At 41.5% G+C, this 25,074-nt stretch carries 25 protein-coding genes and 1 pseudogene; 12 read left to right on the top strand and 14 right to left on the bottom strand.

Annotated features, from left to right (window positions below; translation table 11 throughout):
• From ESV85_RS18640 to ESV85_RS18620, 5 genes are all read right to left on the bottom strand, one after another.
• Positions 1–318, bottom strand: coding sequence for a DUF4133 domain-containing protein (locus tag ESV85_RS18640; protein ID WP_146920298.1), 318 nt, complete (start codon positions 316–318; stop codon positions 1–3).
• Positions 319–392: 74 nt separating this feature from the next.
• The gene (locus ESV85_RS18635; RefSeq protein ID WP_146920296.1) at positions 393–851 is read right to left on the bottom strand and encodes a hypothetical protein; all 459 of its coding nucleotides are present in this window, start codon (positions 849–851) and stop codon (positions 393–395) included.
• A gap of 13 nt (positions 852–864) precedes the next feature.
• Positions 865–1,167 (bottom strand): DUF4134 domain-containing protein, encoded by a 303-nt coding sequence (locus ESV85_RS18630; RefSeq protein WP_146920294.1) that lies wholly within the window; start codon positions 1,165–1,167, stop codon positions 865–867.
• 34 nt (positions 1,168–1,201) lie between these two features.
• Complete coding sequence (locus tag ESV85_RS18625; RefSeq protein ID WP_146920292.1) at positions 1,202–1,612, bottom strand: hypothetical protein; 411 nt, start codon at positions 1,610–1,612, stop codon at positions 1,202–1,204.
• A gap of 88 nt (positions 1,613–1,700) precedes the next feature.
• On the bottom strand, positions 1,701–2,537 hold the full coding sequence (locus tag ESV85_RS18620) for an RteC domain-containing protein (protein ID WP_146920290.1): 837 nt from the start codon (positions 2,535–2,537) through the stop codon (positions 1,701–1,703).
• A gap of 317 nt (positions 2,538–2,854) precedes the next feature.
• Between ESV85_RS18620 and ESV85_RS18615 the strand changes: the two genes are divergently transcribed.
• The 4 genes from ESV85_RS18615 (at position 2,855) to ESV85_RS18600 (ending at position 8,484) form a co-directional block, all read left to right on the top strand.
• Positions 2,855–3,664, top strand: coding sequence for a LytR/AlgR family response regulator transcription factor (locus ESV85_RS18615; protein WP_146920289.1), 810 nt, complete (start codon positions 2,855–2,857; stop codon positions 3,662–3,664).
• A gap of 187 nt (positions 3,665–3,851) precedes the next feature.
• Positions 3,852–4,124 (top strand): helix-turn-helix transcriptional regulator, encoded by a 273-nt coding sequence (locus ESV85_RS18610; RefSeq protein WP_146920287.1) that lies wholly within the window; start codon positions 3,852–3,854, stop codon positions 4,122–4,124.
• Positions 4,124–5,410 carry a type II toxin-antitoxin system HipA family toxin gene (locus ESV85_RS18605; protein ID WP_146920285.1) on the top strand — a complete coding sequence of 429 codons (1,287 nt, stop codon included), beginning with the start codon at positions 4,124–4,126 and terminating at the stop codon, positions 5,408–5,410. The genes ESV85_RS18610 and ESV85_RS18605 overlap by 1 nt, the downstream gene beginning before the upstream one ends.
• Positions 5,411–5,862: 452 nt before the next feature.
• Positions 5,863–8,484 (top strand): lantibiotic dehydratase, encoded by a 2,622-nt coding sequence (locus ESV85_RS18600; RefSeq protein ID WP_191322057.1) that lies wholly within the window; start codon positions 5,863–5,865, stop codon positions 8,482–8,484.
• Between the two features lie 10 nt (positions 8,485–8,494).
• On the opposite strand, the gene ESV85_RS18595 is transcribed toward ESV85_RS18600, so the two are convergent.
• Both ESV85_RS18595 and ESV85_RS18590 read right to left on the bottom strand, forming a co-directional pair.
• Positions 8,495–9,223 carry a LytR/AlgR family response regulator transcription factor gene (locus ESV85_RS18595; protein ID WP_146920281.1) on the bottom strand — a complete coding sequence of 243 codons (729 nt, stop codon included), beginning with the start codon at positions 9,221–9,223 and terminating at the stop codon, positions 8,495–8,497.
• A complete protein-coding gene (locus ESV85_RS18590; RefSeq protein WP_146920279.1) occupies positions 9,192–10,301 on the bottom strand; it encodes a histidine kinase in 1,110 nt (369 codons plus the stop codon). Before ESV85_RS18590 ends, ESV85_RS18595 begins: the two co-directional genes overlap by 32 nt.
• Positions 10,302–11,216: 915 nt before the next feature.
• Here ESV85_RS18590 and ESV85_RS18585 point away from each other — a divergent pair.
• Both ESV85_RS18585 and ESV85_RS18580 read left to right on the top strand, forming a co-directional pair.
• A complete protein-coding gene (locus tag ESV85_RS18585) occupies positions 11,217–11,633 on the top strand; it encodes a MauE/DoxX family redox-associated membrane protein (protein WP_146920277.1) in 417 nt (138 codons plus the stop codon).
• A 466-nt stretch (positions 11,634–12,099) separates the two neighbouring features.
• The gene (locus ESV85_RS18580) at positions 12,100–12,378 is read left to right on the top strand and encodes a DUF6520 family protein (RefSeq protein WP_146920276.1); all 279 of its coding nucleotides are present in this window, start codon (positions 12,100–12,102) and stop codon (positions 12,376–12,378) included.
• Between the two features lie 81 nt (positions 12,379–12,459).
• On the opposite strand, the gene ESV85_RS18575 is transcribed toward ESV85_RS18580, so the two are convergent.
• From ESV85_RS18575 to ESV85_RS22670, 5 genes are all read right to left on the bottom strand, one after another.
• Positions 12,460–13,821 (bottom strand): RagB/SusD family nutrient uptake outer membrane protein, encoded by a 1,362-nt coding sequence (locus ESV85_RS18575; RefSeq protein ID WP_146920274.1) that lies wholly within the window; start codon positions 13,819–13,821, stop codon positions 12,460–12,462.
• Positions 13,822–13,947: 126 nt separating this feature from the next.
• Positions 13,948–17,136, bottom strand: a complete 3,189-nt coding sequence (locus ESV85_RS18570) for a SusC/RagA family TonB-linked outer membrane protein (RefSeq protein WP_146920272.1) — start codon at positions 17,134–17,136, stop codon at positions 13,948–13,950.
• Positions 17,133–18,782 (bottom strand): TlpA family protein disulfide reductase, encoded by a 1,650-nt coding sequence (locus ESV85_RS18565; protein ID WP_191322056.1) that lies wholly within the window; start codon positions 18,780–18,782, stop codon positions 17,133–17,135. The genes ESV85_RS18570 and ESV85_RS18565 overlap by 4 nt, the downstream gene beginning before the upstream one ends.
• Before the next feature lie 144 nt (positions 18,783–18,926).
• The gene (locus tag ESV85_RS18560) at positions 18,927–19,085 is read right to left on the bottom strand and encodes a hypothetical protein (protein ID WP_191322055.1); all 159 of its coding nucleotides are present in this window, start codon (positions 19,083–19,085) and stop codon (positions 18,927–18,929) included.
• Between the two features lie 60 nt (positions 19,086–19,145).
• A complete protein-coding gene (locus ESV85_RS22670) occupies positions 19,146–19,268 on the bottom strand; it encodes a hypothetical protein (protein WP_262713340.1) in 123 nt (40 codons plus the stop codon).
• A gap of 557 nt (positions 19,269–19,825) precedes the next feature.
• Between ESV85_RS22670 and ESV85_RS18555 the strand changes: the two genes are divergently transcribed.
• From ESV85_RS18555 to ESV85_RS22790, 6 genes and pseudogenes are all read left to right on the top strand, one after another.
• Positions 19,826–20,203 carry a helix-turn-helix domain-containing protein gene (locus tag ESV85_RS18555; protein ID WP_223276039.1) on the top strand — a complete coding sequence of 126 codons (378 nt, stop codon included), beginning with the start codon at positions 19,826–19,828 and terminating at the stop codon, positions 20,201–20,203.
• A complete protein-coding gene (locus tag ESV85_RS18550) occupies positions 20,200–20,538 on the top strand; it encodes a helix-turn-helix domain-containing protein (protein WP_146920264.1) in 339 nt (112 codons plus the stop codon). Before ESV85_RS18555 ends, ESV85_RS18550 begins: the two co-directional genes overlap by 4 nt.
• Positions 20,539–20,897: 359 nt before the next feature.
• Positions 20,898–21,488, top strand: coding sequence for a hypothetical protein (locus ESV85_RS18545; RefSeq protein WP_146920262.1), 591 nt, complete (start codon positions 20,898–20,900; stop codon positions 21,486–21,488).
• A gap of 10 nt (positions 21,489–21,498) precedes the next feature.
• Complete coding sequence (locus ESV85_RS18540) at positions 21,499–22,158, top strand: helix-turn-helix domain-containing protein (protein WP_146920260.1); 660 nt, start codon at positions 21,499–21,501, stop codon at positions 22,156–22,158.
• A gap of 1 nt (position 22,159) precedes the next feature.
• On the top strand, positions 22,160–22,612 hold the full coding sequence (locus ESV85_RS18535) for a hypothetical protein (protein ID WP_146920258.1): 453 nt from the start codon (positions 22,160–22,162) through the stop codon (positions 22,610–22,612).
• 304 nt (positions 22,613–22,916) lie between these two features.
• Positions 22,917–23,021 (top strand): annotated as a pseudogene (locus ESV85_RS22790) (nuclease); the annotation flags it as partial.
• 65 nt (positions 23,022–23,086) lie between these two features.
• Here ESV85_RS22790 and ESV85_RS18525 read toward each other — a convergent pair.
• Complete coding sequence (locus ESV85_RS18525) at positions 23,087–23,680, bottom strand: P63C domain-containing protein (RefSeq protein WP_146920256.1); 594 nt, start codon at positions 23,678–23,680, stop codon at positions 23,087–23,089.
• The gene (locus ESV85_RS18520) at positions 23,680–24,903 is read right to left on the bottom strand and encodes an ImmA/IrrE family metallo-endopeptidase (RefSeq protein WP_146920254.1); all 1,224 of its coding nucleotides are present in this window, start codon (positions 24,901–24,903) and stop codon (positions 23,680–23,682) included. The genes ESV85_RS18525 and ESV85_RS18520 overlap by 1 nt, the downstream gene beginning before the upstream one ends.
• Positions 24,904–25,074 lie beyond the last annotated feature (171 nt).

The following is a 25,074-nucleotide window of genomic DNA, read 5'->3' as shown; positions in this document are numbered from 1 at the left end:
TTAGTAGTTAAGGAGCTTTAAGAAGGTTTTTCTGCTACGCATTACCACACAGTCAGGCACCTGATTTTGGGCTATTTTCTTCATCAAACCATGTTCGCCATAGGTAGCACTCAACTTGAATACAGTAATAAAACTGGCTGTCGCCAGCACCACCGAGATGGCCAAACACAAATACATGGATACCCCCATAACATAAGCGACCGCGAAACTTATTAGGGTAAACCCCAGTCCGGCCGCGAGATATCCGATATACTGAGCCTTCAGCCCTTTGAACTCAATGGGTTTGTTGATCCCTTTATTGATGGTGTACTTGATCATATCAGTCTTTATTAATGGGAAGAAGCGGAAAAAGGAACTCGGGAGAATCAACACTACCTATCCCTTAAAACCTCTCAGAGTTTTCTGGATTTCATGCCCTGTTGGGGTTGTCCCTCCAGCTTTTGATTGTTAGCCACATACTCAGGAAGTCCTGATTTTTCAATCGAAGTGATTCTGGCCATTAGCCCTTCCTTATAGGGATGCATTTTGAGAAAATACTCATCTCTCAACCCGTACTTTCTTGCCATACCTACAGGATCAAGCCCCAATTCATCAGGTATTTCAACCAGCACAGCTTTTTGCGGCACCTCAACCATGTCAACAGAAGCATGGAGTATGGACTTGCTTTCCCGGTTATAGAAAAACAGGTAGTGGCGTCCATCCGGAGAAGTCACCATTTCATCCAGCCCGAGCCTTTTGTTGGGAAAATCCGAGTTTCTAAGTTCATTGAGTCGGATGTCCACGGTATACCGATGACCTGCGATGTCGATCTGGGGAAGTATCCCCTTTTTACGCTGTTCGAGTAGGTCCATATAAACCAACTTTTCAGATTCCAAAGAAACTCTGAAGGACTGTGGCCACTACCACCAAAAACACACAGGATCCGAACCAGGCTGCGGCGACTTTTCCTGTATCCGGCTCTCCATTATTCCATTTGTTAAAAACCTTGACTGCGCCAATGAGTCCAACAATGGCACCTATTGCATACATCAATCCAGTACCCGACTGAAAGTATCCCCGTACCTGCTGGGTAGCCTCGTTGATCCCTGCATTTCCGTCCTGAGCATTAACCATTCCTGCAACAAGGAAAAGTTGGGCTGCAATAATCCATTGTGTTGTCTTGTTCATTGTGTTGTAGTTAAATTGGTTAGGATAATCAGTTTTAAGGTTTGCTAAGCAAGTCCAACAGCTCCTCCTGGGTAATTTCCAAGTGTCTAACTTTGGATGCGAGAAGCATATGACTGATCAGTATTCCGCGGATGTGAGGATCATCGGGTAATTCTGAGCGGAGCAGTATGGATCGAAGATGTTCGATCAGTTCCTGCTTAGTCTGAGCTTTGGGAATGATCTCCTGATCAATCTCCAGGAGTAAGTCTCCTACCCGCTGCATTGCTGAAGCCCCAGTTCCATTTTCACTTCTGCCGAAGCTACATGGCTGTTCTCTTCTGCTTACCTTGATTAGAAAACTGGAAACATCAGATCGGAAGTACCGGATAAACACCACTCCATAATAGAGAATCAGAACCGTTCCAATACCTTTCAAAAATTCTCCCCATGAGATCGTATCAAGCATGTTTGTGTGATTTTGTTGCTACAAACCTGGGGCAGAATCCGTAAAAAAATTCACACTGAAAACCGAAGGTGGCCTAAAAAACCCTGAGCTATTCTCCCTCCCCTTTGCTGTTCAAGTCCGTATTATCCATCCAACGTTCCAATTTCTCCTTCAATCGGTCCAGGAATGTGGTACGGCTATTTTTGCGAATTCGGATTTCCTGAAATGTTCTGTAAAACTGGGAAAGATCCTGCTGGAAAGCCCGCTCCAGATGTGTGGCAATATCCCGAATGGTTGCATTGCCGTTATTAATAGCTCCAGATGCTTTCAGGGCATAAGCGAGTTCTACCAAAGCTGCTTTTGTCGCGGTCCATTGGATGGCAGAACTCCCTTTATCCTCCTTGTTTTTAAGACGGGAAATCTCCTTTTCCAGAAAACCATGCAGCTCATCATAGGCACGAAACTTTGCAAATACCTTTCCCGCAGGAGTGGCATGACGATCTCCTATGGGTAATGGGCAAGTCAGCATTAACGTCCTATTCTTATCAGAACGGATAAACAGGTCTCCGTCAAATTCAGACCTACCCAGACACCAATACTCATAGAGCAACTGATACCTCCTGGAGTAAATCCGTACCGGCACATACTGTTTTAACAAAAAACGAATGGCATCCCTTCTTCTTTCAGGAAGACTGGAGAGGATATAATAGAGCTCCCCAAAATAAATCAGTTCGGCTTCAAACCCCGGTCTGATCTTTTTAAAGAATTCCACCTCCTGCTCGGGTGATTCAAATTTGGATGCTGCCTTTACCTGCTCACAATAGTTACTTACCAGAAGGTAAGATTCCTGCACGGTACGCAGACGGTTGGAAGAAGCTGAAGCAATAGCTGCCACCTCTCCTTTCATCTGAAGGAATAGCTCCTTAAACTGTTCATTGTAATTCATAATCTGACAATTTTAAATGGGGATATCCCCGGTTAAAACTGCCCGCGGGCTGAATATAAAATAAGACTAAGCACCCGAAAGGGCACATCACAAACATAAATTTTGAAAAATGGAAAGTGGAAAAACACAGGTCTGTAAATCTTGAATCAGGTGAATTTCGGGATGAAACGGCAGGAAAAAACGATGAAAAACCGCAGTATCCTAGAATTTAGGAAGAGTTTATTAACTTAACTACCTATATTATCCGTTTTCAGAGGCCATCAAAAACCATTCAATCCCAAAATAAATCCGGGTGGCAGGCAGTAAATGATTGAGTTTTGGTTAAAAAGAAGTTACCGGTACGATACAATGACCAAGTTCTGCGGATACTGCTATGTATCATCGCCGCTATTCTCGTGGCTATGTATGGCACAGGTGCCCGCTACCTGGATTCACTTTCCCAGAGCTCATTTTTCATCAAGCTTCTGGCTGCTTTTTTAATCGCATGTTTTTTCATAGAGTTTGTACACAGGGTAACTGTCCAACTGGACAAGACCTATGACTGGAAAGAAAAACCCCTGGCCCGGCTCGCCTTACAGTTTACGCTAGGAGTACTATTGCCCGGAATCATCGATTTATTCTTTCTTTCGATCTATCAATGGTATTTTGGGATCAATACAGCCCATGAAAATCCAAGCGCCCACAGCTCCTTCCCCATAATGGCATTACCGGTATTCCTATTCAACATCTACTACCTTTTCTATTACCATATTCTAAGAAATCAGGAAGCCAAAACATCCAACCTAACCAACCGGGAAATCCTACTGGTACAGCAGGGAACCAAAACCATCCCACTCCAACTTCAGGATATCCGCTATATATTCCATCAGGACAGAATCAACTACCTGATCACAGCTAACCAAACCAGCTACTTTCTCAATGAAACACTCGATGAACTGGAGCAAAAACTGCCCACACACGACTTTTTCCGAGTAAATAGAAAAATGATCATTCATTACCAGGCCTGCCAGCATTTCCGATCAAACGGACATGGCAAACTCCTGCTGAAACTTTCCCCCACCTATCCTGAAGAAATAGCGGTCAGCCAGAGTAAGGCGGCAAAATTCAAAGAATGGATCAAACGTTGAATTAAGAATATAAATCATCGTATTTTTGAACAAAATAATATGCAAATACGTTATTAAGTATAAAAATGAATATTATACTTTGCAAAAAAACATTTTCTATGATCATTAATAAAAAAGCATATTATATTATTCATTTAATGAATAATTAGACATATTTGCATATATTATTAGGCTAAATTACAAAATCATGTTCACATTCTCTTCAAATAATGTCAGCGGTATAAAAAACGAGATAGGCACATTATTACGTAAAATGCGCAAGACAAATAGCCTTTCACAGCAACAACTTGCTGACCTGTTAAACCTCTCCAGAATTACGATCCAAAACGTGGAGTCAGGTAAGAACTTTACTATTGATGTCTTATTGCTAATACTCCAGCACTTTAATGAACTGGACAGTTTCAATACATACATTAAAGTAAAATCGGAGGAATATGATAACCTGGATTCCTTATACTAATGGCTAAAAATGAACTTATAACTATTTACTGCTTTGGGCAGGAAATTGGTAGGCTGGGCTTTGACGAAAACCGAGGTATCTCCTATTTTCAATACAGCAAGTCCTTCCTGGAATCAGGAATGATGAAAAACCTTTTCCCTCCTCAGACAAGGATTATCCAAAGAATCCCTCAAAAGCAGGTATTTAAGACCTATTCTGGCAACACCTTCAGGAGCTTACCACCGATGATAGCAGATTCCCTACCTGATATGTTCGGTAACATCATTTTTAAAGAATGGCTGGAAAGCACTCATAACGATTTTTCCAAAATCACTGTGTTGGAACAACTGGCTTATGTATCCAATCGAGGCATGGGTGCCTTGGAATTCAGACCCGAAAAACAAATCCCGAAAAATGCTACCATCGTAATTGAAGACATTGTCCAGGTACTGAAAAAAGTAATGGACACCAAAGAAAGAACAGCAGCCATAAACCTGAACCATGAATCCCTCTTAACCCTATTTAAAATCGGATCCTCAGCCGGAGGTGCAAGACCAAAAATTCTTGTTTCCGAACATAAGGGCGACCGAACAATAACACCAGGTGATCTTAATTATTCTGACAACTACAATCATTACCTAGTTAAACTCAACTTAGATGAAGTCCCCTACAACAGGGAACTGATTGAATACTGTTATTTCCTAACCGCAAAAGAAGCCGGAATTGTAATGATGGATTCCAAAATGATTGATGGAAAGCATTTCGCAACCAAACGATTCGACAGGGTAAATGGCCAAAAGAAACATGTACTCACCATTACAGGTCTTACTGGCTGGGATTACACTGAAACCACATCCGAACAGTCCTCCTATGAGCATCTTTTTCAACTACTACCTTTCCTTAATGTGCCACATGCAGATTCGGTACAACTATTTAAAAGGATGGTATTTAACATCATATTCTGCAACAAAGACGACCATTTTAAAAATCAAAGCCTTATTTATGATGAACTGCAAGATAGCTGGGGTCTCGCTCCGGCTTATGACATTACATACTCCCTTAACCCACTCATAAACTTTACAAAGACCTTTCGAGTCCTTTCGGTCAATAGCAAAAAAAATGAAATCACCTTTGAAGATGTAAAGGCAGTTGCAGAGGAATTCACCATTAAAAACTATAAACAGATAATTCTTGAAATACAATCCACTATACCGTTCTGGATTGATAAAGCAGACGAACTGGGAATTCCGGAATTCATAACAAATAGAATTAAAAATGATTTTTCACTTTTGATCCCAGATAAATGATAAATCAAAGAATGGCAAGCATGTGAACCCCATAAAAACTTATTTAATAAGTATACTTTAATTCATCAGGTTAACATTATTAAAAACAATAGTCGCTCTTTTTTGACTTCGCCAACTCCTTCCTTTTTTCAGCCCGTAAGGATAGAATAGTGGCTAAACTGGTCCCGTTACCAACAGTTCCTCATCACTGAATTTCATCCTTATTTTTTTTTAGGACAACAATAAATGAGACCACTATAATCACAGCCAAAAGTTGTCAAACTTCCAGTAATTCAATTGAATCTTCCTACAAACACCCTATTTCCAAGCCAAAAAGAATAACTAGAACGAAAATTCTACCAGCTATCCAATTCCAGACGTCAATTTCACCGGAATCCCCCATAGCTACACCCGAATCATCATCTCAATCACAAATACCGCTAGGATTGAAGGAAAAAACAATCCCTATGTGTTTGCTATACCGACTCCCCCTATTCCATTTTGATCATGAAGACCCTGCAACGTTAGAACAGCACAGGGAAGTCATCTTGGAAGCTATAAAACTATCTTCCACAGCTTTCTACAGGGAACTGGAAGGAAAACCTTTTGCGGAACTGGATTCCAAACTCAGGATTAAGCTCAGGAAGTACCTGCTTCGCGGCCGTTTCCGCCCTACCCCATTTGGAAAGTTTGCCGGAGTAGGATTGGGAAAATGGGGAACTGAATTGGATCTCAGCTTTCCACTTCAGGCAGAAGAAATTGACCCTAATAGTAGAATTAATTCTTCAACGCTCACTGAATCAGCTAAAAACCCGTTGGACGGCAACTACCGGCTGATTCCAGGAATCCATAAAAAACTAGGGTATTACCATGCGTTGATCTTTGATTTTAAAAACAAACACTGGAAAGGATGCAAGCTCCCTGTAAACAGCGTCTTTAATACCCTGATCCAATATGCATCAAAGCAACCAATTGACTTCAATGCATTCCAACAGCTGCTTAATCCAGAGGGATCAACAAGTGATTCGGAGCATGCAATAATCCTTTGGCAACAGATTCTGGAAACAGGATTCCTGACCCCTGATTATGGTATAAAATCCCAAAACTCAGGTAAGGACATGGTGGTGAATAATCACCTCGAAATCCCGGAAACTACCAGACTGCAACTCCAGCAGTGTATTGATTCAGCAGGAGCTCTGTTTACCAAGGAAGAAAGCACTTACATCAGAGACTTTAAAATCTGGTTTACCAACCAGGTTGATGACCGCTACCTTAAGCTACAGACCCTCTTATCCCAGAGCGACTTTCTATCCGGACAATTCCTGCAGCCTAACAATTTCACGAAAAACGATATTGCTCCGATACTTCTGGGGAATCAAACCGAACACTCTTTAGACCTTCAGGGGTTTTTCCCTAAAAAAGAACTGGATAAAAGAATTCACGATATCCAGCTTCTTTTCCGGCTTGACTCTTTAGGAAACCCGGTCTTAGAAAACATCGTGTGCAACCGACCCTTTGTATATACGGGAAGATTCAACAGAGATCCAGCAATAGAAGCCCACAGCCAAACCATCAAAAACCAAATCTATACCGATAAGGATGTGATCTATGCACATATAGCGCTAAAGGAATCCGATTCCAAACAGCACATTTTCAATGTCCGCAACATCTTTGAATATGAAATAACACCCTTCATACCAAAGACAAAAAAACAACTAGGATTTGATGAACTGTACATAGGAATCAGCAATAACCAAATCCATCTCTTCCATAAAGCCAGTGGAAAAAGGGTGATACCCGTGGTCATGCATCCCCTAAACGGAGAACAGATCACCCATCCCATCCTGCGATTGTTGTGGGAAATTGCACATCAGGAAAGGTTTAGGTTCATGCCCTACCAAAGCGAAACCCTCTCCAACGCTCCTTTCTGTCCCCAACTAAACTGGGGAAAAATCTGTCTTCAGAGTCGAAGATGGAGATTGGCCAGGGAAAATTTTCCTGATATACATGAGCTCCAAAAAATACTGGATAAAACGGACATCCCCCAGCACATTCTTGCTGGACATGCAGACAGGGAGCTATTACTTAACCGGTTTAACAAGGAAGATCTGCAGATACTCTGGCAGGAACTTCAACGCTCCCAAACCCTTACACTCTGTGATCCATCCTGGTACCCTTCCGGTATTTTCCGCTCAGCGGATGGTACGGCAGCCTATCCCCAGCTGGTTTTCCAATATTCAAGGTCCAAGCATGTAGCCAAATCAGCAGGAGAGTTCAACCCGATAGCTGAAGCCCAAGACAACTGCCTCTGCTTCACCCTTACGTTGTGCGATTCAGACGTCCCGGAAGTTTTGGAATATCTGTTTAGTCACCTTGAAAAACCGGAAGTTCGCAGACACGCTCCCTGTTGGTTTTTTCTCAACTATAGTAAAAACGGAGCTTCTGAAATCCGCCTACGACTGTTGGATATAGCAGCTGCGGAAAAGAATGTATTGTTGGCCTCATTTTCTAATCTATTTTGTCAAGAGGCATTGGATTGGAAAGCAGTTTCCTATTTCCCTGAGAACTCCAAATATGGAGTTAAATACTTGAAAATTTCTCATCGGCTGTTCCATCTGGAATCAAAATTCCTGGCGTCTAAAACCCGTGGTAATCTTCACATGAATTATTCTCCAAGTGAAAAAGAAAACCTCATTATCAGACTGTGGACAACCCTATTAACCCAGTCCCTTAACTACAGGCAGCTCTTTGATGAACTCAAAAATGATGTCAAAAGTATGCCCTCAAACAAAGTATGTACTTACAAAGCAGTTTTTGACTATGTATCAAAAGTTGACAAAGAATCCTTCCCTATAACATTATACCTCAACAACTTTCACTCCCATGAGTATTTTAATGCCCTGGGAAAATCAGGTATCCATTTCCTACTAAACCATTTGCACATGATGATCAACCGTTTCTTTCCTTTACAAACCCAACATCATGAGCGAAGGATCAGATACAGGCTCTATAGGGAACTGGGAAAACAGATTTATAGTATCCCCAGAGCAACTACAGCATCCCGGCCAAAAGCCGAATTCATTTCCAGCAACTAATTTAAGTCAATCAATTGATCCTTTTATTTTCAAAAATCCGTCTCAATTCTTCTCTATAGGTTCTGCTCGTGGATATCCTATCCCCGGATACAAGCTCGCATTCCTCCGAATGTAGTTTTCTCACCTTTAGGATGTTAACCGCAAAAGACTGATGCACTCTCACCATATACCTGGACTTGAGTTTCTTCAAACTCTCCATAAAAGGGGACACCAGAATAAATTCACTCCCATCATCTATTTTGACTATGGATTTTTTGTTTTGCTGTTCCATATATAAGATTTCAGATGGCTTCACTACCTGATGCACATGTCCCAACTTATCCCCCACCACCACATAATCCTCATCTACCTCTTTTTTGACCCAGTATAGAGAATCCATTTTCTTTCTAGCCTTTTCCAGCGCCTCTGCCAGCTCAATCGGATCAGCTGGCTTTTGCAAAAAGCCAAGGGCCTCCACCTTATACCCCTGCACAGCATATTTGGAATGCCCCGAACAGATTATCACCGGAATACCGGAATCTATCAGTTTTCGGGATAATTCAAGTCCACCCAGTTCAGGCATCAGAATATCTGTAATCAGGATATCCACCTTACCGCTCCGGGCGTACTCCAAACCCATGACCGGATTGACAGTTGAAAATCCCACCTCAAACCCCGGGAGCATGGAAATTTCCCTAGCCAGTAATTCCAGGGTATTTTCCTCATCGTCAATCAGGCCTATTTTGTACCGCTTTTCCATAATGTATGATTATTAGTAAAGAATAAGTAGATTCATCTGATTCAACCTTATATTGAAAACCATCACCGAATTCATTACTAAGCACTCGGAAAACGGAAGAGGCACCAAATCCTGAACGTGGCTTTACACCCAGCCCCTGTATTTTATTGGCTATGTTAACCGTAAATACCCAATCTCCTGTTGATTCTTCCGGATTAAGCAGGAACTTAATCATACAGGGATGGTCTGCATCGGTGTAAGCGCCGTGGAAAAACACATTTTCAACTAAGGTCAATAGGCATAACTTGGGCATCGGTAGTTTTTCTGCTATAAAAGGCACTTCTATTTCTGCTATTAGGGAAAGGCGTGAAAACCTCATTTCCTGAATTTGAAGGTAATTTCCCACCGCTTTCACTTCCTCCTTCAGGAAATTAGGCTCCCCAAATTCTTTGAAACTATACCTAAGAAGGGAGGTCAGGTAAGAGAACTCTGTTGCCAAATCCGGTGATAATTTGATAATCCTGGCCATATATACACTTAATGAATTCAACACAAAATGGGAACTCAGTTGCATGGAGCGGTGCATCACCTTTAGCTGCTCATGATCCATTTCTACTTCATACTTCCGTTGACCCAATTTAAGGTTGTTATAGTAGGTCCATACCACAGAGGTAATGATCAGAAAGTGGAATACCCTGTTAAATTCATTTACAAGGAAATTCTTGGAAAGGGAAAGTTCGCCTACAAACAGATTATAGACCAGCAGCTTCACAAGTACTAGTACAGATAGTAAAACCAGAAAATAAAAAACGGCTCGAAACCTTCTTTTATTGCGAAAATATTCGGGTAAAACCAGTGTGAAATAGAGCGAAATCATAAGATACCCAGCTATAAAATGGAAAAGTGCCATTTCCCAACCGTCGATTTTACCGAATTGTATAAAGGTAGAAACCAAGTCAACCAAAGCATACAATAAAAAAATAAGGAAGAGAAGGTAAAGAGGTTTTTCAGCAGGGTTCACAAGCGTGTGAATTACACCTGAACCCCTGCGGTTTTCACCAAAACGGTCAAATCCCTTCCAAGAATTACTAGTTTCCATGGTACAAAAACTTAAACAATATGATAAATAAGCAAGCTTTGGAGGAATGCCAACGGGCACTGCAATCCATCAAAAAAATCAGTTATCAAGAAAAGAGCAACACCAAGGAAAGCCAGGTTACCGGTAGCTTTTTTAGGGAGTGCCTAACTACCATTACACGTATTTAATCGGTAAGGTCCAATTGATCTGATTTTAGTAAGACTTCTGCTGAAGTCTGGAAACTGTACCGGATATTTTAAACGTTATTACTACTAATTTTCCGGTTGCGAAGAACCTGCCTGTGTGCAGGTTCTTTTTTTTACTCGATTTTAAACCCTTCAAGTCTCGGCCTAAAATCGCCCACCACTTTTAATGAACCTCATGGGAAAATCTAAAAATTACTTTATCAAAGATTTTCATTTTTGAGCCTTTATCTGCCTATACAGTTGATTCCAGCAGACAACACCAAACACTTCAAATAGAACCATCTGATCACGACATAGAAGTCCACCTTACTATTTCATGACCCGCCAAAAAAAAGTACTAATACTTTAGAATAAACTAAGATAATCATTCAAACTGATTTAGCAATACTGGAGTAATTAATCCCAATTTCTTATAAGCCCCATATCCCCAACGTATTACAAACACCCTAATTACCCAAAAAAGCTGATTGAGATGATGTATAACTATATGAAAAACCAAGTGATCTGAGATCATAACTCACAAATATCACCCATCTGACTGCGGATTTCACCAATATCCCGTTGTGTTCACCCTTTCCTTGTTTTTGAATTCCATTTCTCCTGACATTTATTCAAGCACAGCAGACTATTTTCTACCGACTTAATAATCAGACAGTTTACTCCAAACTAATTTGAGAAGTCAATAGGTACAGAGATCCCATCACAGTTACCATGAATTACCACAACGATAATGAACGAAGTTTCAAAAATACCGTCAGCCCTATTAATCCTGCTATGGGTTTATACAGGTATGGACAAGTTGATCCGCTGGGAGGACAGCCGAAAGGCTTTTCACAACCAAACCTTCCCGGAAGAATTGGCCGAAATTCTGACCTATGCGGTACCGATCATAGAGTTGCTGATCGCCGGACTCCTACTCTTCACAATCAGCAGATGGTGGGGATATCTTTCCAGTATCCTCCTACTCACCGTCTTCACCACTTACGTGGGACTGATCTGGGTAGGAGCTTTCCCAAGAGTCCCCTGCAACTGTGCAGGAATAATCAACAGCATGGGTTGGGCGGAGCATTTTATAACCAACTCGATGTTCATTGTAGTGGCTATCATTGGTCTACATCAAACTCCACTAAAAAAGCCCAAGGCATGATTTGCCTCAGGCTTTCAACAGGTTGATAAGCTATAATTAGTGCAAAAACCTACGGCTTTTACTCCACAAATTTAAACTAAATCACTAAGCAGTCAAAACAAGTTTCACAGATCATTAGCAATAAAATAAATAGGCGGCGAAGGTGGATTCGCCGCCCACAGCCCAAATATCTAAAGCGGGGCTGCAAAAAATAACTATAACTGCATATCCCTAGACCGTTAGTCAATCGATATACATTAATCATTACGCACCGTCCATCTCTAAAGACTGGGAGTAGAGATGCCAGTCAACACTCGGCGGCGCAGGGAGCAGAACCGGCTCCCAAAAAGGGGTAACCCTGACGGTTCAACCTCTGAACCAAGCCATAGGATAGCTTTCTCACGAAGAAAAATATTCATAAGAGAGACTTGGGACAGTTTCAATTCAATGTCTAACCGGGAGGGAACTCCCACAAACCAACACAACTATGAAATTATTTAAAAATCTGCTCCCTGCACTGGGATTGGTGTTCGGAGCAACACTGGCCATGGCCATGAACTTTACTGACAATCCAACAGAGCGCTATGCTCAGGATGTGGACACCGAAGTATGGTATGACCTGACCGATATTGTTCCGGGCTCGAGCACCTACAACTGTGACATCAACCCTTCCATTACCTGCTCCCATGAAATGCCTTCTATAAGCGCTAATCAGGTAGAGAGTGGTGAGTTTGTGAAAAAGGGATCCTTACCTCCGGCTCCTTAAGCATTTGCTCTATAAGTTGGAATGCAGACCCGAAGGTTTGCATTCCTTTTTTTTATCCCCACTTGCCCTTAGCTTAATCAACTACCTGATATTTTGCTCCATGGGATTAAGACTGATTTCTAAGGGGGGAATCTCAAGGGCATACCTTGGATCATTGACAGGCAAATTGGCTTCCCTGTCATTCCTTGACCTGGAAAGATTCACTGCCAGTTCAGGATAGCTGTTCAATCGTTTAAGATCCATCCAGCGGTTACCCCGAAATACCAGTTCCTTTCTTCTTTCTGTCAGAATCTTTTCCAGCAGCGCTTCCCCCAATAACCCTGTCACCGGTGTAAATCCTTCATCATATCGGTTTTCCAACAGGTAATTCAGCGCTTCCAAACTCTGCTCCTCCTCACCTATCCTGAAAGCACTTTCCGCAAAATCCAGCAGTAGCTCATCCACGGCAAGCCCTCCGAACAGGTAAAAATCACCGGTATAATTTCCTTTGAAATTCATCCTTCCTTCTTCTCCTGCACTGGATTCAAAAAGGTAGTGAAGCCTTAAATCTGTGGAATCATACAGTGCCACCAAGTCAGGGTTGACGTAAGTCTGCCCATTGAACATGTAGCCATTGAATAAGAGCTCCTGATAAAAAATAACCTCCTCATTGAAAATAGCAAAGGAATATGGCAAGGTGGAATCCAGAGATTTATAATCCATCAGGCTGTTGTCAATCCCCAGGCCATCGGTGGCGTGTACATAGGCTTTCTCATAATCATGCATGTTCAGATACACCCGGCTGAGCATGGCCTCTGCCGCCCAGCGAGATGGTCTGGTAGGTACCGTCGGTTTATCGGGCAATACCTCCAAGCCAAATTCAAGATCGGCAAGAATCCGCTCAAAGCCATTGACCATACTTGATCGACCAATCGGAACTGTCACATCGGAAATCAGGCGAATCGGTACCCCCAGCTGATCGGATCTGGATGGATCAAAGGGCTCGGAATAATGAATCAGTGCTTCAAAATGTCCCTGTGCCCTGTAAAACCGAGCCATTGCCTCCAGCTCTTTCACCCTACTTTGCTCCATCTGGTTTTCCGGTTCGTAGGCTTTCAACCCTTCCAGCACCACATTGGCATAAAAAACTTTCAGGTAAGCATAATACCAATTAATATCCACCACATCGGGAAGATTCATATCCTTCTGCCAAAAATAGGTGGCATTCAGATTGTAATTAAGGGAATTGGCTAGCCCATCCCCAATAAACAGGTCATCTGAACCTAGGTTTCCGGCCAGCGGAAACCAGTTCATTCCCTGTAATTTTGCATCCAGCAATCCCTGAAAGTCATCCAGGGTAGTGGGAACAACCAAGTCTTTACTTGGCTTTTCATCCAGAAAATCAGCACAACCCTGCATCAGAGCCGTACAGATCACTACAAGTACTAAAATATGTTTTTTCATCGTAAAATTTGATTTAAAAGTGCCCAGAGGGTGGCAGTAACCAGCTGCCGGGAAAACCGATACCTTATGAAGAAAGCGTTGTCTATTCTCGGAGATCCTTTTACCCTATGAACCATGGATTGATAGTTAAAATGACATTCTGATTCCAAGGGAAGCAGACCCCAGTGCCTGGCTGCTCGGATAATCGGGGTCTCTGACTTCATCAGCAGCCTTCCAGAGAATCCCCAGGTTATTCACATAGAGATAGGCTTCCATATTTTTGACCAATCCGGTAGTCCCCGTACTTCCCCAGCTGTAGGCCAGCCGGATATCCTGAAGCCGCACATGGTCACCTTTCATCACCAGCGAGGAGCTACGCAGATAAAATCTGCTTCTTAGGCTATTCACTCCCCCAGAGTCGGAAGGAACCTGGGTAAACTGCTCATCCCCGGGATTCTGCCATCGCTTTTCATAGTTTTCATGTACCAGTTCTCCCCGGTTTAGATCATCGAAACTCACCCCTCCCCTTCGTATGTAGTAGCCCATTCTGTAAGAGATATTCACTGAAAGATCCCATCCCCTATAGCGGAAGGTGTTCCTGATCGCCCCAAACCCGGTAGGTCTTCCACTCCCATGGAATACGAGGGATTCAGGAGTAGCCAGGTTAATCAGCTGGGCATAGTCTGCACTGGGTTCCCCATCCAGGTAACCCAGCGGATCTCCCGTATCCGGATCCAGACCTGCGAAACTATAGCTGTAGATCCCAAACAAAGGATTACCCTGATAAGGTGTGGGTGCATCAGGGGAATAATTCAGCAACTGACTGGCGGTGGGTTCCCTGTCAAAGGCGGTGACTTTTTCATTTACAGCGCTATAAAAAAGGGCCGTTTCCCAGGAAAAATCCCCGGTCAGATTCTTACTGTTTAAAACTATATCCCAGCCATTGGTCTGGGTGCTGGCATAATTCAGTGTTGCCTCTATCAGACCGGATGAAGGAAATAAGGGTCTGGCTCCCAACAGATCAAGTCCTTGCTTGGAATAATACTCCACTGATCCGGACAATCTCCCGGAAAGCAGTTCATAGTCCAGTCCAACATTGACTATCTTGATCCGCTCCCAGCGCAGGTGCGGATTGGGAGGACTGGTAATCCTCAATGAAGAAAGCCCTGCAAGTGTGTTTGTTCCTGCCCCGTAATAGTACGCAGTAGTCAATGCGGTGGCATTAGGATTTGTATTGCCGTTAAAACCATAGCTTGCTCTCAGCTTTAAAAACTCTACCCGACTGCTTTTCATAAACTCTTCCGCAGATAGAATCCAGCCCAATCCTGCAGACCAAAGCGGTACCGCCTTTTGGTTGGTGTTCACACCAAAGAGATTGGAAGCGTCCTTTCTCACGCTGGCATTAAGCAGGTATCGGTTTTGATAGGTATATCCCATATTGGCAAACCCGGAAACAAAGCGGTTTATGGTTCCTGAGAACCCTTCGGAAAAAGGGATATTCCTACTGTATCCGCTGGCCAACTGAACCCTACGGGTCAGGTAATCCACCGGCTGGGAAGTGCCTGTCACATCATCGTAGCCATAGCTCCTTGTACTGTAACTCCCACCCTTCTGACTTTTCACTTCAAATCCACCAAAGAGATTCAGTTGATGTCCGCCGTTCCATTGCTCTTCATAGGTCAGCTGTCCACGCAGGTTATGGCTGTAGGAATCCGAAAAACCCTGATCCAATACCCCACCCAGGGGAACATGATAGGTCATCCCCCCATCCTGGCCGATCTCTGTATAATTATTTATCAGGTCCCGGGTAGTAAAGGATTCCACAGGCGCCAACTCCTCTGTTCTACGGCTGTTTGTCCAATACTGATAATTCAGGGAGGCATTCAGGCCGGGGAGTATCCGGTAACCCAGACTGGCATTCATGCGCATGTCATTGCTTCTGGTATCCACTTCTACCAGACCAATTTCATCCAGGGGAACATAATCCCAATCAAGTAACCCCAATCCCGAAACACTTTCCTTAAATCGGTTACTATAACCTTTGGGTACTGCCAGGTGATTTCCCTGCCCATCGACCAGGCGGTCGTATGGAAAGAAATTGGAGAGATTCGGCAACCCGTTATGTGACTTAGCCTGAACCCAATACATGCCTACCCCTACCTGCAATTTTTCCTTCGCCAGCTTCCAGTTTTGCTGGGTGGACAGGGTCAGGCGGGAGTTGTCATTGGCTACGTTGGAGCTCAGGTTATCATCCCAACCCAGACTAAAAACATACTTATTGCGCTGTCCGCCTCCACTTAGGTTTACCGCATATTGCTGGTTCAGGGCCCTACGGTTCACCTGGTCTTGCAGGTCCTGACGGACATCTGAATTCCGGTAAGCTTCCAACTGACTGGCCAACTCCTGCTCGGATATAAACCCTTTATCAAAGGCATAAAGCGATTCTGCTACAGGTGCTACCAGCGGGTTTCTTCGTGACCCCAACTGCCCTTTATAGTAACCCGCCTCATACAACTCAATCTGCTTATCCACCAGGTTGCTGATCTTCATCTTCGGATCGTAAAAAGGATCCACTTCCTGAAATGAAGTCACATTTGCCGTCAGGTTCACGCGAAGAGGTGAATCATAGGTTCCTTTTTTGGTCGTGATCACAATCACCCCGTTGCCGGCCCTTGCTCCCCAGATGGAAGCTGCAGCGGCATCCTTCAATACGGTGACACTTGCCACATCATTTGGGTTGATGCCCGAAAGCGGACCGTCATAGGCCAGGTTGTCCACCACGATCAGCGGCTCCCGGGAGGAGAGCAAAGTAGCCGTACCCCTGATGGATATACTTTCCCCGGGTCCCACATTACTCTGATCCCTGTTGAATAACAGACCCGGTGTCACATCTTCCAGCCGGTCCACAATATTGGTACTGACTCGCCTGTCTACCATGTCCTGATCCAGTCCTGCAAAAGATCCCGTCGCCCGTTCCGCGGGCAACTCCTGAAATCCGGTGGAAAGAACCGTAACCCCTTCCAGTGCGAATTCATCTTCCTCCAGTGAAACAACCATATTTTCCTTGGGTGCCTCCACCTGAATTTCCTGAGTCTTAAACCCAATAAAGCTAACAATCAATGTCACCGGGCTTTCGGTAACCTCCAATTCAAAAGCTCCTTCCGCCAGGGAAATCACTCCTGAACTGCTTCCTTTGAGCATGATGTTCACACCGGGAATACCAACTCCATCAGCGGTGCTGACTACTCTTCCGGAGATGATTTTTACCTGCTGTGCATATACACAGCCTACACTAACCAGCAGGGCAACTGCCAATAGATATATAAATTTCTTCATTTTGTTTCCGTTAATGGTTTTAAAATTTCACTCTCCCCTTTCATGGAATCCAGCGTGTTAAACAGCATGGATTTCTGCTCTTCGGCAGTTTTCCCATCCAAATGAAGCGAGCGAATCTTGCCGTCCCCATCCAGTAAAATGGTCTTGGGAAAGGCAAATATTTCGTAGTAATGAATAAAGGATTCCCGCCCTGCTCCTGAAATATTCAGGTTGGTCAGCTCAGGATTTGAAAAGCGGGTAATCTGCGAACGCCAGAGTGCTTCATCCTCATCCACCGAAAGCGCCATCAGGCGGTAGCCTTTGGCTTTCAGGGAGTCATACATGGGGTATAGAAAGGACTGGAAGTATTCCGAACTATGGGTACAGCTGGAAAAGTAAACATACAGCACCGTGGGTTTACCCTCAAAGACCGAAGAAGTCACACGCTCCCCATCCAGATTGATCATTTCCATATCCATGATTTCTTCTCCCGGCACATGGGCATTCCGAAGACTCAACACCCGGGACCTCCATATATTCTCTTCCATCAACTTCAGGTAATCATCGATCACGGCCTCCGGGTTAGGGTACTGACCCAGGTAGCTGGACAGGAAACCAGCCAATACCCGGTCTGCCAGTTCACCCTGATAGTTTTCCATCACCTGTGCTTTAAACCCAACCCTCTTGATCAGGGATTCCAGCATGATCTTTTCCACAGTCATTTCCAGAAAAAAAGCCGAAACCAGTCTTGAATTGTCCGTATACCCAGCATCAGAAATCTGTACCAATGCCCTATCCAGACGTTGCAAAAAGGCAGCTTTCTCAGCTTCAGTATAATAGGAATCCAGCTTCTCATAATGGAAGTTTCTGATCGTCTTCAGTTTCCCGAAATAGTATTGACTATACAGCTCCAACTTTAGCAAGTCCACCTGCGAAACATCGAGATAAGGAGAATAGAAATTCAGCAAATCCAATGTGGAGGCCAGCTCCCGGTCTGCGTAAGACAACTCCTCCACCACCCGCTCCAAGGAAGTCCTGCCTGTCTGAACCAACAGTTCACTCCCAAACTTCCCCTCTTCCTCAGCCATCAACTGCAGGTTGGAGTCACGGGTCATGATGGTGCTTTTACTACTCAGCACCAGTTGTCGGGGAGCATCAAACACCACCCGTTCACGCTCTCTTCGGATCGCATATTGTGCTTCATAGAACCATGCATCCGGCCCACCGAAACTGATGTCAAACCCCGCCAGATCCAGGTTAATCTTCAGGCTGTCACCCGGTAAAACCAAAAACTGATCAAGCAACATCCGCGTCCCAACAGCAAGGCTGAAATAACCCGCACGATCCCCCAACGGAACCGATGCACTGAATTTACGGGCCCTGGGATTTAGTATCCCATCAAAGAAATTCCCCCCTTCAGTCTCCAGCTCATTGATCCTCTTGCCAAAATTTGACTTTGCATCCACAAAGAAGGGAGAAGAAGTCAGGATCAATGGCCCCAGTGAATCAGGATTGCTTATCTCCCCATAGATCAAGGCCTGCGAGTGAGCAGAAGTGCTTGCGCCCTCCTGCTCTGTGGGTGAATCCACAACTTTACTTTTTGCTATTAATTCGCTTCCGATGAGACATAGCAGTCCCAGGAAGCATGTAAGTATGTGTTTTTTCATGCTTTTAGATGTTTGTTGCTGGATGACCGGTGTCCGATGCATGTCATGCTGAGCGAAGTCGAAGCGGATTAACACTTGTACTCGAAGAGATCTGGGGGCATCCTGAAAACTTGAATCTGAAATCTGAAAGTAGAATCACGAAATCTAGATTCTTGTCTCTAAACAAGACATACCATTCCCACCCTGTCCAAACTGACCAACCACTGATGGTGAATCTGCCGAACCAGCAAATAATGAATAAGAATAAATAGTAATGGAGCTGATGACCTGCTGCAGCAGATGATCTCCATCATCGTGTAACATCACTCCCTGATCTGTGTAGTAGTGCCGCACGTGCGGCAGCAATCAGAGAGAAAAAGTAGGTTAGGTAGGGTTTTTAATCAGGTTTTTCTGGAGCTGCTTGAGCGAAAAACCTAACGTAAGAAATATACGGCTACCGATCTTCAAAGGCATGTGGTAAATCATGGCTGGGAAAATGAAATTCATACTATTTGGGTTTATAGTGAAGTCAATAAAGAATTCGATACGAAATAAGAAATAGCGTGTATTTCCACCATGCCGCTGTGGGCAACTATAGTTAGATTTGAGAAAACGCTACTCCCTGATTATATGTGGTTGTTCCTTCGACGGGTACAAATGCCTGCGGAAGCAATCAGGGAGAAAAAGTAGGTTAATCCTTAGATCGGATTCTTGGGCTTCAGAGGATACAGGCGATCTATCGCGGCGATGCCGAGTTCCTCTTTTTGTAGTTTAAAAGCGAGAGCACAATATATATCATCTTGAAAACCAATATTGACAAAGCACATCAAATCACTCAGGTGAAGCTTTTTATTCAATATTTCTTGATTTTGAGACATCTATAATATATGAATTATGTTTTTTGAACTACAAGCAAATGAAATCTTGACTATCTTGAACTAAGACTCGCTTACAAACAAATATTGGTATATTATCCAGTTTTCACTAGTAAAAAAATACTAGATTAGTAGTATAGATTCTAATTCAGTAGTAAATTCAATCCCATGGAACAATCCCACAAAATCATGAGAATATTGAGAGAATCACAAGATTACTCTCAAGAATATGTGGCTGATGTCCTAAGCATTAACCAAAAAACTTATTCGAACCTCGAGGCTGGCAAATCAAAATTAACAGTCGAGCGTATTCAAAAACTTGCAGAGCTTTATAATGTAAAGCCTGATTATTTCCTTTCTGATGAGTTGCCAGTGATCAACTACAATACTGGGCCAAATAGTCACGGGGGGAATTTTGAAACTTACAACAATAATTTTGGGGAAGTAGATTTTATAAGATCTGTGTACGAAAAAATGCTGGAAGATAAAAATAATAGCATTTCAAAATTAGAAAGCCACGTTGAAAGGCTAACTTCAATCATTCAAGAACTAACACAAAAAAAATGAGTTATACAGTAATCGGTTCATTTCGAACAAGTCATAATTATGCATCAGAACATATAGCCGCCGAATTGGACGTTTCAGTTGAAGAGTATAATCGCATTGAATCTGGTGATCAAATTTTAACAACAGAACAAGCCGCAAGACTGGCAGATTTTTACAAAGTTGACCCAGCACTATTCTTTTTGAAGGGACTTTCTGTCACTAACTATAATCATGGGGCAAATTCTCACAGTGGACCTATTACAACTTATAATAACAGCTACGGCTTCAAAGAGATTGTTGAGAAGTTAATGATTGAAAATGATGAGTTAAAAAAAGAGCTGCAAAAATTCAAATAGTCAAAATCAGAGTTAAGGTTATAGGAGAGTATTAATCTTCATTTCAAATAGAAATATCACTTTCCTAAATACCATATAAGGCGCACTTATTTTATTTGAATCGATTGGCTATTACAAAATCCATAAATCCTTAGATAGCAAAATTTTGTTCCTCACGAAGGAGGCAAAAGTCGTGAAAGGCACTCCTCATGGAAAGAAATCATCAGTTTTCAGTAATTCACTTTCTGATTTCTTAAAAATGTAAATTTTCAGGTACTTTAAATTTTACCTGTTTCGAATCGATAATACTTTAAAACATGAGGATTATCTTAAAAAAAGTTACTTTTGTGAACAATTTTTTAAACCTATAAGTTGTAATAGTGAAGTTAATAGATACATTTGAAATTCTTGAGGGAGTTCTTTATGCAGCAGTCTTTGATAAGACCAGTTATGAGAGAGTCAATGAATTCAGAAGACTTATTAATCATTGGACTGATAGAGAATACCTGGCTGATTACTTCATAAGAAACCAAGAAAAGCTACAAAGCCGTTTTTGGAATGAAATAATCAACGGAGATCCAGCCGTTAACGTAGAAATTACCAAAGCTATAAATTGGACAATCGAAGAAGCCAGCGAATTCGAAGAGGAAATCTTGAAGTTGGCAAGCGGGACTGAAAAGGGAAAGACCTTAGATGATATTTTTAAACCACTCCATAAAGAAATCCGAAAAGAATCGGACAATGCCGAATTCAAAGCCTATGGTATTTACGAAAACAGTTGGCTTAGATTTTATGCTATAAGATATAGTGAGAATCTTTACTTCATATCCGGAGGTGGAATAAAGTTATCAAAGAAAATGCAAGAGTCAGAAGACCTTGATCTTGAATTGATCAAGCTCCAAAAAGTTTACAATTATTTATTTAACGACCCTGAGATCGATCCTGATCTCTTAGATAAATTGGAAGGTTAAACCTAGTGCTATGAAACTTACACCACATATTCAAAATATCCTTAAAAACTCAAAAAAAGATACGGAGTGGGAAAAAGAAGCGGAGGAAAGAAAATCAGCTCGCCAAGAATCACGGAAATCAGGGATGATAGCAACTCAATTGGCTTTTTATATGAAGACCAACGGTGTTTCACAGACTGATTTGGGTAAGCTGGTAGGTGTCAGTCCTCAGCAGATCAGCAAAATCCTGAAAGGAAGGGAGAATCTTACGTTAGGTACTATTGAGAAAATTGAGTCTGCTCTTAATATTGATTTAATAAAAACTGTCAATCTAGAGTCACAACAAAACCTTAATTCCAAGGGTTTTAAAGCACCAAAAAGCTCCTCTATGGCTATAGACTTAGGTACAGGCTTAATTGGGTATGCATTAGAAAAACCTTCTTATCAATCATATGCTAAAAAAGGATTTTATGGAGGTACATTAAGTAATTCTCCACTCCCTTCTTTTGCTAATGGATATTACGAGCAAATGAAGCAAAAGGCTATTAAGCGAGCACATGAAAGGTTTGAAATGCTTAAGCAAGAATTCCATTTCGAAAGTGAAGTTTGTATTGTTGATTTAAAGCATAAATCCAGTCCAAAAAAAGTAGCGTGGGTGGACCCTGAAAGTTTTATCGCTGAAGAAATTTAATATGGAAAATATAAAATTCGGTCTTCGAGAAATTGATACACTGCAATATGCAATCCTTCCTAAGGCCTATGACTCAAGTGCGGAAAAATTTCAATATTCTTTTGGAATCAACTTCTCTTTTCCAGACATAGAAAAAAGAATAATCTGCTGCTCCTCTTTAATTAAATATGAAGGTAAAACATCTCCGTTCTTAATTCTTGAAGTTGCTGTCTATTTTGAAGTAGAGGAAGAATCCTGGGATCATTTGATTGACATGAAAACTAATCAAATAACGCTCCCAAAAAGTACAGCCCACCACATGATGTCCCTGACTATTGGATCGGCTAGAGGCATTCTTCATTCAGAAACTAAAAACACTGAATTTAACCGGCTCATCCTCCCTACTGTTAACTTGAATAAGCTAATAGATGGGGATGTAATCCAACCAATGCCTGAATCCGAGAAACAGGAATAGAACTTTAAAATTTGATTTAAAGGAGACAAACCCTATTTAAGCCAATAATAATCAAGGAAAGATAGAAATGAATTCCCTTACCCAAGCCATCACTTTAAAAAATGAACTTGATCAGTTTTTGGTAATTATCGTGATTTTCTCCAAGAATTGGGGAAGGGTTTTTTTATATGCACAGATTTAAAAACTATGAAGATTGACTGAAGAACAACAAGGTGGGAAAGCAGCTTCAGAATATGTGAAGGATCTCCTTAAGGGAAAGAAGGTAATCTTGAAATAAGATGTATAGAAATATGATCGATACGGCAGGACTTTAGCATACGAATATCTGGAATACAGTACCTTCTTGAATTCTCATCTACTGGAAATGGGTTTGGCCAGGATGCAAACCTGTCTAACGAACGTGAGTTAGGTAGATGTTTTTACTGAAGTACATAGAAGTGAGAAGTAAGAAAAAGAGGTTATTAAATTACAAATTTATGCGAAGATCAACCTTAGTTGGTATGGGACTTTATACTTTTTACAGTAATCAATTCTAAAACTATTCCAATCCTCATGATTTTTCATTTCCTCAATTGCATCATTAATGAATTGTGATAGTTTAATCCTAGCACCGTCAGTCAAATACTGATGATGTTTATACTCCCTTTTTCCAGGTATCTTATAAGGATTTATTATCCTAAGAAATGGTAGCACTTCATGTGAAAAACGGTAGTAAATAATTTCATTAGTGTACTTTCCTACGATCCATGGTTTATCAGAAATAACATCAGGAATCTCCCACTTATGCAATCTATAAATCTCCCTATAATAATCCTGTGGGAAGATCTTAAAATAATCTGAGGGCCAAGCAAGAATACTTTCTCCAATACTCTCAATTTGCCAATAATGTGATACAATTTCAAGAAGTTGCTGTTTCTCAAGCTCCTTATCAAGATTTGTGTCTGAACCTTTTACTTCAATTTTAGCATCAGTTTTCTGTAAGATGAAATCTTTTAAGAATTTCTTATTCTTCTCATCTTGTAAGACTTTCAATTGTCTTAGCTCCTCTTCTGTGTATTTAGTTTTCATTAGTTATAAATTTTAGTTCGAAGCCCCTTAATATGGCTGTCAAATGAGCAACCAGTATCAAACTTGTTTTGTAATTTATGCAATATTGGATTTATGTTTGGGTTTTTATTTCGAGCTCTTCCCCATGAATATTTATTAGTTTTACCATTGTCAAATGCAGAGAAAACATATGCGAAACTAGGGTCAATATGATTCTCAAGTGAAAATGATTTTACAGCATTGTCGTTATCTATAAAAGTACTTATATACCTAGTCTTAGATTTAGAGAATAGATATTCTCTTGCAAAATCATCAGCATCAATTTCATTTTTTGAGATTGTTGGGATTTTCTCATCCCTCTCCAGAGACAAATGGTAGTCTGATAAGAGAATCTCATCCCAATCAAATAATACATGGTAGAGTTCATGGATAAGTGCAAACCAAAGTGTTGGGTAGAACCCTTTATAATCTGTAATCGCAATACATGGCTTATTGTTCACTTGAAATGTCGCCCCCCTTATATGCATTGAAGGAAATGATGGAGTAAATACTACCGTAATTCCTAATTGAAATAATTGACTAATTACCGTCACCAATCCATTCGATACATCAGTGCTGTACCATCTTATATTAGGAAAATATTCTACAAGTTTATCTCTATTGTATTCATATGGATTCCTCAGTTCAATGCAAATTTGTTCACAAAGAAAAACCCAATTTTTTAAACCATAAGTTGACTTAGCTTGCTTTCCAGCGCTAAAAGCAATATTCATCTCAGGCTCTTTGTAATCCTCAATTTTTTTTAGTCCAAAATACTTACATATTGATTTGACAATTTGGGAATAGTCTGTCAAAGAATCTATTAACCCTACTTTTCGTAATTCAGCTAAATTGAAATTCTCATTTATGAAACTTATGAGGTCACCAGTCTTTTCTTCATTAATTTCATTTTCATGAACCTGCCTTAATTTATCTATGTAGAGCTTAGCGACTCTCTCCACAGGAATACCTAAAAAATTAGAAAGCCTAATTAACTGGATGTAATCAAGCTTTTTCTGCTCACCTGACAATATACCATCCAGCGTCCTAACAGTCATTCCCATCATTTTCAAAGCAGTAGTCTTTTTTACTTTTAGACTATCAATCCTCTCCATGAATATCTCCTCTAAACTTTCCTCAACCTTGATTGGTACAGGTTGAAACAGCTTATTCAATATATCTTCAGCGTTAAAATCGTCTTTCATAAAATTCTAAATGTACTAATACACTTTAAATTTAGATAAAAAATCACTAGTGTCCGACTAAAGTAAGAATTTCTCAGAGAGGTTGAAAAGAACTTAATCAGAGGAGATTTTTGGGTGAAATTGGAATGTAAGCCCACTAGGTTGGAAATAGGGCCGTTTGGTTGGCTTTCA

The organism is Algoriphagus aquimarinus (assembly GCF_007997215.1).
Taxonomy (GTDB): Bacteria; Bacteroidota; Bacteroidia; order Cytophagales; family Cyclobacteriaceae; genus Algoriphagus; species Algoriphagus aquimarinus_A.
This window is presented reverse-complemented; position numbering and strand designations above follow the sequence as displayed.

Bases quoted from the DNA above. Each gene is read 5' to 3' on its own strand.
- ESV85_RS18640 (WP_146920298.1), bottom strand. From the start codon at position 318: ATGATCAAGTACACCATCAATAAAGGGATCAACAAACCCATTGAGTTC.
- ESV85_RS18635 (WP_146920296.1), bottom strand. From the start codon at position 851: ATGGACCTACTCGAACAGCGTAAAAAGGGGATACTTCCCCAGATCGAC.
- ESV85_RS18630 (WP_146920294.1), bottom strand. From the start codon at position 1,167: ATGAACAAGACAACACAATGGATTATTGCAGCCCAACTTTTCCTTGTT.
- ESV85_RS18625 (WP_146920292.1), bottom strand. From the start codon at position 1,612: ATGCTTGATACGATCTCATGGGGAGAATTTTTGAAAGGTATTGGAACG.
- ESV85_RS18620 (WP_146920290.1), bottom strand. From the start codon at position 2,537: ATGAATTACAATGAACAGTTTAAGGAGCTATTCCTTCAGATGAAAGGA.
- ESV85_RS18610 (WP_146920287.1), top strand. From the start codon at position 3,852: ATGTTCACATTCTCTTCAAATAATGTCAGCGGTATAAAAAACGAGATA.
- ESV85_RS18605 (WP_146920285.1), top strand. From the start codon at position 4,124: ATGGCTAAAAATGAACTTATAACTATTTACTGCTTTGGGCAGGAAATT.
- ESV85_RS18595 (WP_146920281.1), bottom strand. From the start codon at position 9,223: ATGGAAAAGCGGTACAAAATAGGCCTGATTGACGATGAGGAAAATACC.
- ESV85_RS18590 (WP_146920279.1), bottom strand. From the start codon at position 10,301: ATGGAAACTAGTAATTCTTGGAAGGGATTTGACCGTTTTGGTGAAAAC.
- ESV85_RS18585 (WP_146920277.1), top strand. From the start codon at position 11,217: ATGAACGAAGTTTCAAAAATACCGTCAGCCCTATTAATCCTGCTATGG.
- ESV85_RS18580 (WP_146920276.1), top strand. From the start codon at position 12,100: ATGAAATTATTTAAAAATCTGCTCCCTGCACTGGGATTGGTGTTCGGA.
- ESV85_RS18575 (WP_146920274.1), bottom strand. From the start codon at position 13,821: ATGAAAAAACATATTTTAGTACTTGTAGTGATCTGTACGGCTCTGATG.
- ESV85_RS18570 (WP_146920272.1), bottom strand. From the start codon at position 17,136: ATGAAGAAATTTATATATCTATTGGCAGTTGCCCTGCTGGTTAGTGTA.
- ESV85_RS18565 (WP_191322056.1), bottom strand. From the start codon at position 18,782: ATGAAAAAACACATACTTACATGCTTCCTGGGACTGCTATGTCTCATC.
- ESV85_RS18560 (WP_191322055.1), bottom strand. From the start codon at position 19,085: ATGTTACACGATGATGGAGATCATCTGCTGCAGCAGGTCATCAGCTCC.
- ESV85_RS22670 (WP_262713340.1), bottom strand. From the start codon at position 19,268: ATGAATTTCATTTTCCCAGCCATGATTTACCACATGCCTTTGAAGATC.
- ESV85_RS18555 (WP_223276039.1), top strand. From the start codon at position 19,826: ATGAGAATATTGAGAGAATCACAAGATTACTCTCAAGAATATGTGGCT.
- ESV85_RS18550 (WP_146920264.1), top strand. From the start codon at position 20,200: ATGAGTTATACAGTAATCGGTTCATTTCGAACAAGTCATAATTATGCA.
- ESV85_RS18540 (WP_146920260.1), top strand. From the start codon at position 21,499: ATGAAACTTACACCACATATTCAAAATATCCTTAAAAACTCAAAAAAA.
- ESV85_RS18535 (WP_146920258.1), top strand. From the start codon at position 22,160: ATGGAAAATATAAAATTCGGTCTTCGAGAAATTGATACACTGCAATAT.
- ESV85_RS18525 (WP_146920256.1), bottom strand. From the start codon at position 23,680: ATGAAAACTAAATACACAGAAGAGGAGCTAAGACAATTGAAAGTCTTA.
- ESV85_RS18520 (WP_146920254.1), bottom strand. From the start codon at position 24,903: ATGAAAGACGATTTTAACGCTGAAGATATATTGAATAAGCTGTTTCAA.